We start from the raw sequence: 13,026 nt of genomic DNA, 5'->3' as shown, positions 1-13,026 counted from the left end.
AAGCGGGATCGCAGCGCTTGCTGCGGTCCCCTCACTTGCCCTTGGTCGGCCGGACTTCGGTGACGTGGCCCATCTTGCGGCCGGGGCGCGGGGTGCCCTTGCCGTAGATGTGCACGGTCGCGCCCGGCACGGTCAGCCATTTGCCGTAGTCGTTGATCTCATCGCCAATGAGATTGGTCATGGTGACGATTTCGCCGTGGCGCACCGGCTTGCCGAGCGGCCAGCCGGCGATGGCGCGGATGTGCTGCTCGAATTGCGAGACGGAGGCGCCGTCCAGCGTCCAGTGCCCGGAATTGTGCACGCGCGGGGCGATCTCGTTCACCAGCACCTTGGGCCCGGCGCCATTGGCGAGCACGAACATCTCGACGGCGAGGACGCCGACATAGTCGAGCGCGCTTGCGATCTTGCCGGCGATGCTGCGCGCGTCCTCGGCGAGCGAATCGGGAATCTGCGCGGGTGCGCGCGAGATCTTCAGGATGTGGTCGCGGTGCTCGTTCTCGGTGACGTCGAAACACTCGACCTGGCCCGTGGCGGAGCGCGCGGCGATCACGGAGATCTCGCGCTCGTACGGCACGAAGGCTTCCAGGATCGCCGATTTGGTGGCAAGGCTGGTCCACACCTTCGCGATGTCGTCGCCCTCGCGGATGATGGCCTGGCCCTTGCCGTCATAACCGAACCGGCGGGTCTTCAGCACGGCCGGGAGCCCGATCCTGACGATCGCCTCGCGCAGCGACGCGACCGACGTCACGTCCGCATAGGCTGCGGTGCCGATGCCGAGCTTCGTCACGAAATCCTTCTCCGCCAGCCGGTCCTGCGTGGTCTCGAGGATCTTGCGGTTGGGCAGCACGGGGCGGCGGGCATCCAGCACCATCGCGGCCGCCGACGGCACGTTCTCGAATTCGTAGGTGATGACGTCGACGTCATTGGCGAACAGCTCGAGCGCTTCGACATCGGCATATTCGGCGCAGGTCGCATTCAGGACCACGTCGAAGGCCGGCGAATCCGGATCGGGCGAGAACACCTGACAACGCAGCCCGAGCCGCGCCGCAGCCATCGCGAGCATCCGGCCGAGCTGTCCGCCGCCGAGGATTCCGATGGTGTCACCGGGCTTCAGCGTAACCTGCCTAGCCTCGGTCACGCCTTGTCCTCCGGGTGCTCGGCCACCGCATCGGTCTGCGCCTTGCGCCAGGCGGCAAGGCGATTCGCCAGGGCCGGGTCGGACAGCGCCAGCACGGAGGCGGCCAGCAGCGCCGCGTTGATCGCGCCGGCCTTGCCGATGGCGAGGGTGCCGACGGGGATGCCTGCGGGCATCTGCACGATCGAATATAGCGAATCGAGGCCCTTGAGCGTCTTCGATTCGACGGGCACGCCGAACACCGGCAGTTCCGTCAGCGCGGCCGCCATGCCGGGCAGATGCGCGGCGCCGCCGGCGCCGGCGATGATGACCTTGTATCCGGCGGCCTTGGCGCCCTTGGCGAAAGCGAACAGGCGGTCGGGGGTGCGGTGTGCCGAAACGATGCGGGTATCGGCGGAGACGCCGAGCGCGGCGAGCGTATCGGCGGCATGCCGCATCGTGTCCCAGTCCGACTGGCTTCCCATGATGATGGCGATCGGCGCGGTCATGACGTCAATTGTGCTCGGAAAACAGAAAGATAGGCCAGATTAATGGTTCCGGCCGGCGGCTCGCAAGGCGGTGGCAAGGAGAAGGGAATGCACTATCCTGTCTTGGTGAATCCCCGCAAGCCTTCATTGAGCAGGATGCCCATGAAGAAGCCAAAAAGGGCGCGTGCTGCGAAGGCCAAAATGGGCCGGAAGACCAGCGCCACCCGCTCCAAAGCTGCTGCCAAGCGCTCCGCCGGGCCGCGGCAGCGGCGAACGCCGCCCGATGCGGCCACGGATACAACCAAGGCGATCATCCGCGGCTTGCGGAGCAAGCTCAAGGCGGCCGAGCGCCGGGTCGCGGAGCTCGAGGCGGCCGCCGACACCGATTTCCTCCTGGAGATTCCGAACCGGCGCGGGTTCGAGCGCGCGCTCCAACGTGCCGTTGCCTATATGAAGCGCTACCGCGCCAGCGGGGCGCTGATCGTGCTCGACGTCGATCGGCTGAAGCCGATCAACGATTCCTTTGGACACGCTGCCGGCGACGAGGTGCTCAAGGCGATTGCGGCGACGCTGACGCGTCAGGTCCGCGCCTCGGACGTGGTGGGCCGTCTCGGAGGCGACGAGTTCGCGCTGCTGCTGTGGAATCTCAGCGAGACCGACGCCATGGCGAAGGCCGCCATCTTCGAGCAGGCGGTCGACGAGCTGTCATTCACCTTTCGGGGCCAGCAGGTGACTGCTGGCGCTTCCGCCGGCGTGGCGCTGCTGGGAGCGCAGTCCGACGCCGGCCGTGCCCTGGAGGAGGCCGATGCCGCCATGTATGTGCGCAAGGCGCACCGGCGGCACGAGCCGCGGATCAGGCTGGTGAGCAGGTGACGTTACAGCGTGGCCAGATCTTCCGGCACGTTGCCGAATTTGCGCAGCAGCGTGGCGTCGCCGAACTCGCCGGTCATCGGGTCGCCGCTGCGGCTGAATGCAACCGCACCGATGTTGCCTGCACCACGCGACAAGGCCTCGGCGCGCCGCAACGCTGCCGAGGAGCTCTGGCATTCCTCGGCGGCGCCGGCGACCGGCGAGCCATCGGCATCGATCAGGAAGGGCATTGCAACGTAATAGGTTACATCTGACATGGCGTTGCGCTCCAATGGTGAAGCTCAGGCGGCGCTGCTCTTGCTCCGCGAGGTCTCGGGAATGCAGCCGGCGGCAATCGCCGCCTGCAATTCTTCCAGCTCCGTCTCGAGATATTCGTTGGCCATGATCAGCGCCTTGATGGTGCTGCGCAGATTGCCGTCGCACATCGCGATCGCCTGATCGCAGGCTTGTTCATAATGGCTGTTGTCGAGAAGGGCGGTTGCCGGCATCTGCGTGGTCCTTCTGCCTTGTCTGGCGTGTTCTTTGGCGTGGTCCCTTGGCCTCGTCCGCCGGCGTTTTCCGCGGCGCTGGGGTGTCGAATGTTCCTATTTTGTTCTTTTCGAGTCAAGCGGATTCAGATGCGGCGAGCGGCCGCGAGATCGGCTCAACACGCTCAGGCAATGATGTCGGGTGTGATCTGGTCTTCGATGAACGCGATGCGATCGCGCAGCAACAGCTTGCGTTTCTTCAACCGCTGTAGCCGCAACAGGTCGGGGGCGGGCGATTGATGCAATGCATCGATCGCCGCATCGAGATCTCGGTGTTCCTGCTGCAACCGGGTGAGCTCGGCTTCGAGCTCACGCTCGTCTTCATTGGTCATGTCTGCGGTGGCCGAAAACCGATAGGCGTGAGATCTGGGCTGTGGATGCCCTGTGGAAATTATCGTCCTTGCGCGGCGTGATCGCAAGCGATCTCGGGCCGCCGCTCGACGATCTCCCGCAACATATTTCTGCGGATCGCCGAGGGGCGGCGCAAGCGCATTGATATCATGGATTTTTCCCGCGCGGTTCCCGTACTCACGCTTCGTTACATATGAATTTTCAAAAATGACGGAGCGACGACGGATATCCGTCGACAGAACGAATCGGTGATGTAGACTTGCTCGTCCGGATCGAATCCTGAGGTTCAACCCTACCGAGGAGGTTTCGAATGACAATTCAGGCACATCTTGTTGAATTGGAGCGGAAGCACAAACTTCTCGAAAACGAATTGCACGAAGCTCTCGTGCACCTTTCAACAGACGACCTGCAAATTGTTGAGTTGAAGCGCCGGAAGTTGATGGTCAAGGACCAGATCGAGCGTCTGAAGCAATCTGGCGACACGCTCCACTAGTACCCCCGTAACAATGTAGAGTTGATCTAACCCTTCCCGCAGGGATGACGCCTTTGCGCTCATCCCTGCTGCGAGGACGCACGCGCCGTGCAAAGATGTTTGCACGACGCTTATTCGCACGGCGCTTAGATGTCTGCGAGCTCGGCAACGTGATCCGCGATCGCGAGCGACGACGTCAGCCCCGGCGATTCGATGCCGAACAGGTTGATCAGACCTGTGACGCCGTGATCGCGCGGGCCCTGCATCAGAAAATCCTGCGTGGCCACCGCCGGGGGCACGATCTTCGGACGGATGCCCGAATAGCTCGGCATCAACGCGCCGTCGGGCAGCGTCGGCCAATATCTGCGGATCGCAGGGTAGAAGCGCTCGGCACGTGACGGGTCGACCTCGTAGTTGATCGTCTCGATCCACTCGACGTCGGGCCCGAAGCGGGCCTGCCCCGCCATGTCCAGCGTCAGGTGCACACCCAGCCCGCCGGGCTCGGGCACCGGGTAGATCAGGCGCGAGAACGGCGCCCTGGCATTGCAACTGAAATAGTTTCCCTTGGCGAGATAGGCCGGCGGAATGCGGTCCAGCGGCATGCCCTCGATGTTGCGCGCCACCATCGTCGCCGACAGCCCTGCGGCGTTGACGAGGAGGCTGCATTGCAGGGTCATCGGCGCTTCGCCGCCGGCTTCGATCTCGATCACGCCGGCGGCTGCCTTGGCGCGGACCAGGGGCGTGTGGAACGCGAAGGCCGCGCCCGCGTCCTCGGCTTCGCCGCGCAGCGAGAGCATGTAGGCGTGGCTGTCGATGATGCCGGTCGAGGGCGACAGCAGTGCGGCGTCGCAGGCGAGCGCCGGCTCCAGCGCGCGTGCGGCCTCGCCCGAAAGCAGCTCCATGTCGAGCACGCCGTTGGCTTCAGCATGCGCCTTGATCGATTGCAGCTTTTCCGTCTCCTTCGCACTGGTCGCGACGATCAGCTTGCCGCAATTCTTGTGCGGGATGCCGCGTTCGGCGCAGTAGCGATAGAGCGCGTGCTTGCCGTCCACGCACATGCGCGCCATCCAGCTCCCGGCGCGGTAGTAGATACCGGCATGGATCACCTCGCTGTTGCGTGATGACGTGATGGTGCCGATGGCCTCGGCTTCCTCGAGCACGATGACCTCGCGCCCGGCCTGCGCGAGCCTTCGAGCCACCGCGAGCCCGACCACGCCGGCTCCGATGACGACGCAGTCGACCCTATCCATGATTGTGCAGGCGGTCCGCTGGAGGAGCCGGTGGCAGGAGGGCTGCAGAGGCGGGCGTGCGGCCGTTTTCCGTTAAGGAGGCGTTTATCATGTCAGGGCAATTGCCGTGTTTCGCGTCACATTTTTCTGTTGCACGTACAGGCGTTTACCCGATCCAAACCCGTGAAGCCAGACAATCCGACGTTGAAATCGCGGGTGGCTGATGGCTGAGAAGAACTGGCACGTGGGCAGCACGCTTCCGATTGCTGTGCAGGCCGTCGTGTGCCTGGCCGGCGCGGTCGCGCCTGCGCGCGCCTTTGCGCTGTCGGACGCCTTCGCCGCTCCGGCTGATCTCGCCAGGCTCAATCCCAGCGTAATCTGGGAAGCCTTGATTGCGGGCATCGTTCTCTGCTCGTTCCTCGCCGCGATCGTACTGTGGATCCATTCTTCGCTGCGCCGGACCCGGCGCTTGCAGTTGCGGCGCAATGCCTTCGTCTCCTCCGCCATGAACAATCTCAACCAGGGCGTGGTGATGACGGATGCGCAGCGGCGCGTCATCTTCTGCAACGACCGCTACCTCGAGATCTATGGCCTGACGCGGTCGGAGATCCGGCCCAACATGACCGGCCACGACCTTCTCGAGCTGCGGCGCCGGCGGGGGGTGCTGGATGCCGCTACCGACGAGGAGTTCTACCAGAAGGCGTCAAGCACCAACGGCTTGATCACCGAAATGCCGGACGGACGGGCCATCCTGGTGAAGTTCTTCGTGCTCCCGAACGGCGGCTCGGTGGCGACGCATCTCGACGTCAGCGAAGAGCGCAGGCTGTCGCAACAGCTCGCCTCCACCAAGCAATTCCTGGAGACGGTGCTGGACAACGTGCCGGCCTGTGTCGCCGCCAAGAACATCGAGGACGGCCGCTATATCTTCGCGAATACGGCCTATGAGCGGTTCTGGGGCTTCTCGCGGGATCATGTCGTCGGCAAGAATGCGCGCGAGCTGTTCGCGCCGGGCTCGGCGGCTACCATCGAGGCGACTGACCGCGCGGCGCTCGATTCGCCGGACGGCCAGTTCCGCAATGAATTCGAGGTCGAGCGGGGCGGAGAGCGGCGCATGGTCGCCTCGATCCGGATCGCGGTCCGCAATGACGGCAACAAGCCCGGATTCCTGCTGCTGGTGTTCGAGGACATCACGGACCGCCGCTCGCTGTCGCAGGAGCTGGAGAGCACCAAGAGGTTCCTCGAGCTCGTGGTCGACAACATCCCGGTGGCGTTGATCGTGGAGCAGGTCAAGGACGGCCGCTATCTGCTCGCCAACCGCAGCGCCGAGTCGATCCTCAACCGCAGGCGCGAGGAAACCACGGGCCTGACCGCCGCCGATATCTTCAATCCGAAGGAAGCCAAGCTGATCATCGCGCGCGACGAGGCCGCGATCAAGAAGCGCGGGATGATCTCCGAGGAGCATCCGATCTCGACAAAGGACGGCCTGCGCCTGTTCCTGACCCGCCGCGCCACCGTGCTGAACGATGACGGCGAACCGCAATATCTGATCAAGACCCACGAGGACGTCACCGATCGCCGGCAGACCGAGTCGCGCATGGCGCACATGGCCTATCACGACGGCCTCACCGACCTGCCGAACCGCGCCGCCTTCCTGCAGGCGCTGACCCAGATGATCGAGGCCTGCGAAGGCACCAGCGAGGAGTTCGCCGTCCTCTGCGTCGATCTCGACGGCCTCAAGGAGGTCAACGACGTCTTCGGCCATGCGCTCGGCGACAAGCTCTTGATCGAGGTGGCCCACCGGCTCCTGGACTCCGCACGCGGCGGGGTGGTGGCGCGCCTGTCGGGCGACGAGTTCGGCCTGATCATCGACGGCAAGCAGCCGCAGGCGGGCCTGGCGCTGGCGCAGCAGATCGGCGAAGCCGTCGCCCGCGAATTCCAGATCGACGGCCGCCCGGTCCGCGCAGGTATCACCACAGGCATGTCGATCTTCCCGCATAACGGCGCTGATGGCGCCTCGCTGCTCGCCAATGCCGGTGCGGCCCTGTTCCGCGCCAAGCAGAAGTCACGCGGCACGATCAGCCTCTATCAGCCGGAGATGGACCAGCAGATCCGCGATCGCCGCGTGCTGCATCAGGACCTCTCGATGGCGATCAAGAACGGCGAGCTCTCGCTCGCCTTCCAGCCGCAGGGCGTCGCCGGCAACAGCGTCGCCGAGAGCGAGATCATCGGCTTCGAGGCATTGGCGCGCTGGCAGCATCCGGTGCGCGGCCAAGTTTCGCCGGCCGAGTTCATTCCGATCGCGGAGGAAAGCGGCCTGATCGTCGAGATGGGCGAGTGGATCCTGCGCGAGGCCTGCCGCGAGGCGGCGTCCTGGCCGAAACCGCTCCAGGTCGCGGTCAACCTGTCGCCGGCGCAGTTCATGCACGGCGACGTGGTCGGGCTGGTCCATTCGATCCTGATCGAGACCGGCCTTGCCCCCGGCCGGCTCGAGTTGGAGATCACCGAAGGCGTCTTGATCGAGGATTTCGCCCGCGGCCTTGCGCTGCTGCGCCGGCTGAAGGCCCTCGGGGTGCGCATCTCCATGGACGATTTCGGCAGCGGCTATTCCTCGCTGAGCTATCTCCAGGCGTTCCCATTCGACAAGATCAAGATCGACCGCGCCTTCATCATCAATCTCGGCCGCAACCCGCAATCGGCGGCGATCGTGCGTGCGGTGATCGATCTCGGTCACGGCCTCGAAATGTCGATCATCGCGGAAGGCGTAGAGACCCTCGATCAGCTCGCCTTCCTGGCCAAGGAAGGCTGCGACGGCGTGCAGGGCTACCTGCTCGGCAAGCCTTTGCCGATCGGAAAATATTCTGGCCTCGTCGGCCGCACCGAAGTCATGGAGCTTGCGCTCAAGACCGGCTAGTGAAGACGGGGCTCTTCGCTCCTTCTCGACGGCCTCATGGCGGATTACGACCTTGCGATCATCGGCGGCGGGCTGAACGGGGTCAGCCTTGCGCGCGATGCGGCCGGCCGCGGCTTGCGGGTCATCCTGTTCGAACAGGGCGATCTCGGCGGCGCGGCGTCATCAGCGACACCGCGGCTGATCCATGGCGATCTCTCGGTTCTGGAACGGCGCGGCTTCTGGCGGGTGCGCCGGGCGCTGGCTGAGCGCCGGACCTGGCTCAAGATCGCGCCGCATCTGGTCCGGCCGATGCAGTTCGTGATCCCCGCGCATGCCGAGGAACGTCCGCCATGGCTGCTGCGCGCCGGCCTGCTCCTTTATGACCGCCTCTCCAGCCGGAGCGGCCTGCCTGACGCGACGACCCTCGACATCACGCATCATCCGGTCGGCAACGCGCTGAAACGTCCGTTCGGCACGGCGTTCGCATATTCGGACTGCGTCGTCGACGATTCCCGCCTGGTGGTGCTCACGGCGGTCGACGCCGCAGAACGTGGCGCCGTGATCAGCACCGGTGCGCGCTGTGTCCGCGCCGATCGAACCGACATCTGGCGCCTTGCGGTGGTCGATCGTGGTCACCGCCGCACGATCACGAGCCGGGCGTTGGCCAACGCCACCGGGGCGTGGACGCCGATGGTCGCGGAGACCGTGCTGCGGCATCAGCAAGTGCCCCTGGCAGCAACGCAGATGAGCCAGATCATCGTGCCCAGCCTGTTCGAGTCCGACAACGTCTACGTCTTCCAGAACAACGACGGACGGCTGATCTTTGCTCAGCCGCTCGAACGCGACTTCACCCTGATCGGCACGGTCACGCACGAATTCACCGGCGATCCCGCGATCGTGGCCATGCGTGGAGCCGATGTCGGCTATCTCTGCGAAGCCGCCAGCCGCTATTTCCGCGATCGCGTCACCCCGACCGACGTGGTCCGGACTGTCTCCGGCGTCAACCTGACGTTGGCGTCTGTGCGAGGACGCGATGGCACGACCTTGTTCCACGCGCGCCGGCGCAAGGCGCCGCTGATCACGATATTCGGCGGTGACGTCACCACCTCACGGCTGCGCGCGGAGCGGGCGGTGACGCATCTGACGCCGTTCTATCCGATGTCGCCGCCCTGGACCGCCGGCACGGCGCTGTCCGGTGGCGATTTTGCCTGGGATCGTTTCGACACGGAGGTCGACCTCGCACGCGACCGCTGGCGCTTTCTGTCGGAGCCGCAGGCCCGGCGCCTGGTCGCAGCCTATGGCTCGCGATTGCCGGCAGTGCTGGGCGAGGTGAAGACACGTGAAGAACTCGGCCCGACCTTCGGTTCCGAACTGACCGGCGCCGAGGTTCGCTATCTCATGGACCATGAATGGGCGCGCTTTCCCGACGACGTCCTGTGGCGCCGTTCCAAGCTCGGCCTGACCATGCCCGCGGCGGATCGCGACGCGCTAGGGGCGTTCATGGCGGGAGCAAGCTAGACGGAGCCGCGCTTGCCCGGCATCCCGCCGGGACCGCGAGCGCCATGACGAATGGCGTGGATGATGATCTCCCGGCCTCTGATTTCGTAGAATACGAGAAATGGGTAGGGCGTTGTGGTCAGCCTTCGGATGTCCGAATCATCGGTCCGTACACCAATCTCCGGATGCGCTGTTAACAGGCTGATCACATCCTGAATGCGCTTTTGGACGCGCGCGGCTCCCTGAGGAGACGTCTTCGCAATGTAGGTCAGAATGGAATCGAGGTCCGCTAGCGCCGGAAGCGTATAGCGAATATTCACAGGCGGTGTTTGGCCCAAGTCGCGCGGACCTGAGCCTCGGTTGCGAATTCGCCTCGTTCGGCGGCCTCCTTGGATCTGGCAATTGCCGATCTCTCATCGTCCGAGAGGATGACGGGAGAGGCTGCTTCTGCGCCGGCGAGCTGGAGCACGATCCGGGCAATGTCATCCTGCGCGTCGGACGGCAGACTGCGCGCGATCTCCACGGCTTGATCCAGCAACTTGGTCATGCCGCATCATACGCTCTTTGCCGTCCAGCATGAAGACCAATTTGGGACGATCCGCCCCCGAGCCGGTTGAGCTGGGGACGATCGGCCGCTAGCGTGCGGCGGATTCGGGGTTGGCAGGGACCATGACGGACGAGTTGCCCAGACCAGACATCGCGGCCAATGCAGCCGGCGGAGATGCACATCCCGCAGCGGGGCAGCCGCTATTGCGCATCGAGGGCGTTGCCAAGACGTTCGGCACGTTCCGTGCCGTGGACGGCGTCTCGCTCGACATCAAGGCCGGCGAGTTCTTCGCATTGCTTGGCCCCAGCGGCTGCGGCAAGACCACGCTGCTGCGCATGCTCGCCGGCTTCGAGGCGCCGGACGAGGGGCGCATCCTGCTCGGCGGCAAGGACATCGCGCAGGCGCTGCCGCATGAGCGGCCAATCAACATGATGTTCCAGAACTACGCGCTGTTTCCGCATCTGTCGGTGCGCGACAACATCGCCTTCGGCCTGAAGCGCGCCGGCATGGCGCGCGCCGACATCGCCACGCGCGTTGCGGAAATGGTGGCACTGGTGAAGCTCGAAGGCCTGGAGAAGCGCAAGCCCGACCAGCTCTCCGGCGGCCAGCGCCAGCGCGTGGCGCTGGCGAGGGCGCTGGCACGGCGGCCGCAACTGCTGCTGCTCGACGAGCCGCTCGCAGCGCTTGACAAGAAGCTGCGCGAGAGCACGCAAGGAGAGCTGATGGAGCTGCAGCGCCGGCTTGGCATGACCTTCATCATCGTCACCCACGACCAGGAGGAGGCGATGACGATGGCGAGCCGGATCGGCGTGATGAAGGCCGGCAAGCTGGCGCAGGTCGCGGCTCCGCGCGAACTCTATGAGGCGCCGCGGTCGCGCTGGATCGCGGAGTTCGTCGGCGACGTCAATCTGTTCGAGGGCGAGTTCAAGCTGCGTGACGGCCATCGCCTGGTGATCGCCACGCGCGAAGCGGGCACGCTGGTGGCGACGGAGCCGCGCGAGCCGGTGGGCGAGACGACATTGTCGGTCGCGATCCGGCCGGAAAAGGTGAAGCTGTCGCGCCGCGCGCCGGTGTCCGAGGCCGGTCGTGCAACGGCAATCAACAGCCTGGAGGGCGTGATCGCCGACATCTGCTATCTCGGCGGCACCACCACCTATAAGGTGAAGCTCGACGCCGGCGGTATGGTGCAAGCTTCGGTCGTCAACAGCGCGCGCATCGACGTCGACGCCTACAGCGTGAACCAGAGCGTCGTCGCCTGGTTCACGCCCGACGATTGCGTGGTGCTGCCGCCATGAGCTCCCGTCGCATCTTCGCGCGGCCGGCGCGCTTTGCCGCGATTGCGCCTTATCTCTGGATGGCGCTGTTCTTCCTGGTGCCGTTTGCCTTCGTGCTGAAGATCAGTCTGTCGCAAACGGCGATCGCGCAGCCGCCTTACGAGCCCGTGTTCGACCTGACGGCGGGATGGGAGGCGCTGAAGGCCGCCTTTGCCGCATTGTCGCTCGACAATTTCAGGCTGCTGATCTCCGACGACATCTACGTGTTCGCTTATTTGCGCAGCTTCACCGTCGCCGTCACGGCGACTGCGCTCCTGCTGTTGATCGGCTACCCCGTCGCCTATGGCATGGCGCGGCTGCCGAAGACTTGGCAGGCGGTGGCGATGGTGCTGGTGATCGTGCCGTTCTGGACCTCGTTCCTGATCCGCATTTATGCCTGGATCAACATCCTCCAGCACGATGGCCTGCTCAACCAGATCCTGCTGGCACTGCATCTGGTCAGCCAGCCCGTGGTGTGGCTCTCCACCGACAGCGCGATGTATATCGGCATCGTCTATTCCTATCTGCCGTTCATGATCCTGCCGCTCTACGCCACGCTCGCCAAGATGGAGCCGGCGCTGGAGGAGGCGGCAGGCGATCTAGGTGCGCCGCCCTGGCAGGTGTTCTGGCTGGTCACCTTCCCGTTGTCGCTGCCCGGCGTCGGCGCCGGCGTGCTGCTGTGCTTCATCCCGATCGTCGGCGAGTTCGTCATCCCGGATCTTCTGGCCGGCTCCAATTCGCTGATGATCGGCCAGACCCTCTGGCTCGAATTCTTCACCAACAAGGACTGGCCGGTGGCCTCCGCGGCGGCCATCGTGCTGCTGGTGGTGCTGCTGGTCCCGCTGTTGCTGTACGAACGGCTGCAGAAGCGGCAGCTGGAACAGGGGCGCTGAGACGATGCGCAAGCTCTCACGTCTCTCCCGCTTCAACATTGTCTCGCTGGCGCTGGGGCTGGCGTTCCTTTATTTGCCGATTCTGATCCTCGTGATCTATTCCTTTAACGCCTCACGCCTGGTGACGGTGTGGGGCGGCTGGTCGCTGCGCTGGTATCACGAGTTCTTCAATGATCGCGCCATGATCGAGGCGGCCTGGATGAGCCTGCGGGTCGCGGTTTCCTCCGCGACCATCGCGACGCTGCTCGGCACGCTGGCGGCGGTGGCGCTGTCGCGTGGAGAGAGGTTTCGCGGCCGCACGGTGTTCTCGGGCATGCTCTATGCACCGCTGGTGATGCCGGAGGTGATCACCGGTCTGTCGCTGCTGCTGCTGTTCGTCGCGCTGAACGCCGAGCGCGGTTTCTGGACGGTGACGATCGCCCACACCACGCTGACCATGTGCTTCGTCGCGGTGGTCGTGCAGTCGCGCCTTGGCTCGCTCGATCGCTCGCTGGAGGAGGCCGCAATGGATCTCGGCTGCGAGCCGGTCCACGCCTTCGTCGCCGTGACGCTGCCGCTGATCGCGCCGGCGATCGTCGCCGGCTGGATGCTGGCGTTCACGCTGTCGCTCGACGATCTCGTGATCGCGAGCTTCACCACCGGCCCAGGCTCGGCGACGCTGCCGATCCGCATCTATTCGGAGGTGCGGCTGGGCGTGAAACCCGAGATCAACGCGATCTGCACGCTGGTGATCGCCCTGATCGCGGTCGTCATTGTCATCGCCTCGCTCGCTTCGAAGCTGTCGAGCTCGCAGGGCGAGAGCGCGGCGCCGCTGTAAACAGGGATACTGGCCGGG

15 protein-coding genes are annotated in these 13,026 nt (G+C 65.1%); 7 read left to right on the top strand and 8 right to left on the bottom strand.

The features are described from left to right. Nucleotides 1-31: 31 nt before the first annotated feature. Nucleotides 32-1,138, bottom strand: coding sequence for a 5-(carboxyamino)imidazole ribonucleotide synthase (locus tag BCCGELA001_RS32005; RefSeq protein WP_008546186.1), 1,107 nt, complete (start codon nt 1,136-1,138; stop codon nt 32-34). Further along, nucleotides 1,135-1,623: a 5-(carboxyamino)imidazole ribonucleotide mutase gene (gene purE / locus BCCGELA001_RS32000; protein ID WP_008546185.1), complete on the bottom strand. Its 489-nt coding sequence runs from the start codon at nt 1,621-1,623 to the stop codon at nt 1,135-1,137. The genes BCCGELA001_RS32005 and purE overlap by 4 nt, the downstream gene beginning before the upstream one ends. 141 nt (nt 1,624-1,764) lie before the next feature. Between purE and BCCGELA001_RS31995 the strand changes: the two genes are divergently transcribed. After that, on the top strand, nt 1,765-2,475 hold the full coding sequence (locus BCCGELA001_RS31995) for a GGDEF domain-containing protein (protein WP_060737973.1): 711 nt from the start codon (nt 1,765-1,767) through the stop codon (nt 2,473-2,475). A 2-nt stretch (nt 2,476-2,477) separates the two neighbouring features. Here BCCGELA001_RS31995 and BCCGELA001_RS31990 read toward each other — a convergent pair whose 3' ends face one another. From BCCGELA001_RS31990 to BCCGELA001_RS31980, 3 genes are all read right to left on the bottom strand, one after another. Next, nucleotides 2,478-2,729, bottom strand: coding sequence for a hypothetical protein (locus BCCGELA001_RS31990; protein ID WP_008546181.1), 252 nt, complete (start codon nt 2,727-2,729; stop codon nt 2,478-2,480). A 24-nt stretch (nt 2,730-2,753) separates the two neighbouring features. Continuing rightward, nucleotides 2,754-2,960, bottom strand: coding sequence for a hypothetical protein (locus BCCGELA001_RS31985; RefSeq protein WP_008546180.1), 207 nt, complete (start codon nt 2,958-2,960; stop codon nt 2,754-2,756). A 164-nt stretch (nt 2,961-3,124) separates the two neighbouring features. Next, complete coding sequence (locus BCCGELA001_RS31980; protein ID WP_008546179.1) at nt 3,125-3,331, bottom strand: YdcH family protein; 207 nt, start codon at nt 3,329-3,331, stop codon at nt 3,125-3,127. Nucleotides 3,332-3,660: 329 nt separating this feature from the next. Here BCCGELA001_RS31980 and BCCGELA001_RS31975 point away from each other — a divergent pair, with 329 nt between their 5' ends. Beyond that, nucleotides 3,661-3,843, top strand: a complete 183-nt coding sequence (locus BCCGELA001_RS31975; RefSeq protein WP_008546178.1) for a YdcH family protein — start codon at nt 3,661-3,663, stop codon at nt 3,841-3,843. A 125-nt stretch (nt 3,844-3,968) separates the two neighbouring features. Here BCCGELA001_RS31975 and BCCGELA001_RS31970 read toward each other — a convergent pair whose 3' ends face one another. Beyond that, nucleotides 3,969-5,072, bottom strand: coding sequence for an NAD(P)/FAD-dependent oxidoreductase (locus tag BCCGELA001_RS31970; protein ID WP_008546176.1), 1,104 nt, complete (start codon nt 5,070-5,072; stop codon nt 3,969-3,971). Between the two features lie 202 nt (nt 5,073-5,274). On the opposite strand from BCCGELA001_RS31970, the gene BCCGELA001_RS31965 reads away from it, so the two are divergent. Both BCCGELA001_RS31965 and BCCGELA001_RS31960 read left to right on the top strand, forming a co-directional pair. Further along, the gene (locus tag BCCGELA001_RS31965) at nt 5,275-7,962 is read left to right on the top strand and encodes a sensor domain-containing protein (protein WP_060737100.1); all 2,688 of its coding nucleotides are present in this window, start codon (nt 5,275-5,277) and stop codon (nt 7,960-7,962) included. A 36-nt stretch (nt 7,963-7,998) separates the two neighbouring features. After that, the gene (locus BCCGELA001_RS31960; protein WP_060737099.1) at nt 7,999-9,459 is read left to right on the top strand and encodes a glycerol-3-phosphate dehydrogenase; all 1,461 of its coding nucleotides are present in this window, start codon (nt 7,999-8,001) and stop codon (nt 9,457-9,459) included. On the opposite strand, the gene BCCGELA001_RS31955 is transcribed toward BCCGELA001_RS31960, so the two are convergent. Then, complete coding sequence (locus BCCGELA001_RS31955; RefSeq protein ID WP_060737098.1) at nt 9,456-9,758, bottom strand: type II toxin-antitoxin system RelE/ParE family toxin; 303 nt, start codon at nt 9,756-9,758, stop codon at nt 9,456-9,458. The genes BCCGELA001_RS31960 and BCCGELA001_RS31955 overlap by 4 nt on opposite strands. Continuing rightward, a complete protein-coding gene (locus BCCGELA001_RS31950; RefSeq protein WP_060737097.1) occupies nt 9,755-9,985 on the bottom strand; it encodes a hypothetical protein in 231 nt (76 codons plus the stop codon). The genes BCCGELA001_RS31955 and BCCGELA001_RS31950 overlap by 4 nt, the downstream gene beginning before the upstream one ends. Nucleotides 9,986-10,107: 122 nt before the next feature. Between BCCGELA001_RS31950 and BCCGELA001_RS31945 the strand changes: the two genes are divergently transcribed. The 3 genes from BCCGELA001_RS31945 to BCCGELA001_RS31935 are packed head-to-tail and all read left to right on the top strand — an operon-like array spanning nt 10,108 to nt 13,008. Beyond that, nucleotides 10,108-11,280, top strand: coding sequence for an ABC transporter ATP-binding protein (locus BCCGELA001_RS31945; RefSeq protein ID WP_008546170.1), 1,173 nt, complete (start codon nt 10,108-10,110; stop codon nt 11,278-11,280). Then, nucleotides 11,277-12,191 carry an ABC transporter permease gene (locus BCCGELA001_RS31940; protein WP_008546169.1) on the top strand — a complete coding sequence of 305 codons (915 nt, stop codon included), beginning with the start codon at nt 11,277-11,279 and terminating at the stop codon, nt 12,189-12,191. The genes BCCGELA001_RS31945 and BCCGELA001_RS31940 overlap by 4 nt, the downstream gene beginning before the upstream one ends. Nucleotides 12,192-12,195: 4 nt before the next feature. Continuing rightward, a complete protein-coding gene (locus BCCGELA001_RS31935; protein ID WP_008546168.1) occupies nt 12,196-13,008 on the top strand; it encodes an ABC transporter permease in 813 nt (270 codons plus the stop codon). Nucleotides 13,009-13,026 lie beyond the last annotated feature (18 nt).

Origin of the sequence: Bradyrhizobium sp. CCGE-LA001 (assembly GCF_000296215.2) — a bacterium.
Lineage (GTDB): Bacteria > Pseudomonadota > Alphaproteobacteria > Rhizobiales > Xanthobacteraceae > Bradyrhizobium.
This window is presented reverse-complemented; position numbering and strand designations above follow the sequence as displayed.

Coding starts and splice junctions, on each gene's coding strand:
- BCCGELA001_RS31975 (WP_008546178.1), top strand. CDS start 3,661: ATGACAATTCAGGCACATCTTGTTGAATTGGAGCGGAAGCACAAACTT.
- BCCGELA001_RS31980 (WP_008546179.1), bottom strand. CDS start 3,331: ATGACCAATGAAGACGAGCGTGAGCTCGAAGCCGAGCTCACCCGGTTG.
- BCCGELA001_RS31935 (WP_008546168.1), top strand. CDS start 12,196: ATGCGCAAGCTCTCACGTCTCTCCCGCTTCAACATTGTCTCGCTGGCG.
- BCCGELA001_RS31990 (WP_008546181.1), bottom strand. CDS start 2,729: ATGTCAGATGTAACCTATTACGTTGCAATGCCCTTCCTGATCGATGCC.
- BCCGELA001_RS31960 (WP_060737099.1), top strand. CDS start 7,999: ATGGCGGATTACGACCTTGCGATCATCGGCGGCGGGCTGAACGGGGTC.
- BCCGELA001_RS31995 (WP_060737973.1), top strand. CDS start 1,765: ATGAAGAAGCCAAAAAGGGCGCGTGCTGCGAAGGCCAAAATGGGCCGG.
- BCCGELA001_RS31965 (WP_060737100.1), top strand. CDS start 5,275: ATGGCTGAGAAGAACTGGCACGTGGGCAGCACGCTTCCGATTGCTGTG.
- BCCGELA001_RS31945 (WP_008546170.1), top strand. CDS start 10,108: ATGACGGACGAGTTGCCCAGACCAGACATCGCGGCCAATGCAGCCGGC.
- BCCGELA001_RS31985 (WP_008546180.1), bottom strand. CDS start 2,960: ATGCCGGCAACCGCCCTTCTCGACAACAGCCATTATGAACAAGCCTGC.
- BCCGELA001_RS31940 (WP_008546169.1), top strand. CDS start 11,277: ATGAGCTCCCGTCGCATCTTCGCGCGGCCGGCGCGCTTTGCCGCGATT.
- BCCGELA001_RS31950 (WP_060737097.1), bottom strand. CDS start 9,985: ATGACCAAGTTGCTGGATCAAGCCGTGGAGATCGCGCGCAGTCTGCCG.
- purE (WP_008546185.1), bottom strand. CDS start 1,623: ATGACCGCGCCGATCGCCATCATCATGGGAAGCCAGTCGGACTGGGAC.
- BCCGELA001_RS31970 (WP_008546176.1), bottom strand. CDS start 5,072: ATGGATAGGGTCGACTGCGTCGTCATCGGAGCCGGCGTGGTCGGGCTC.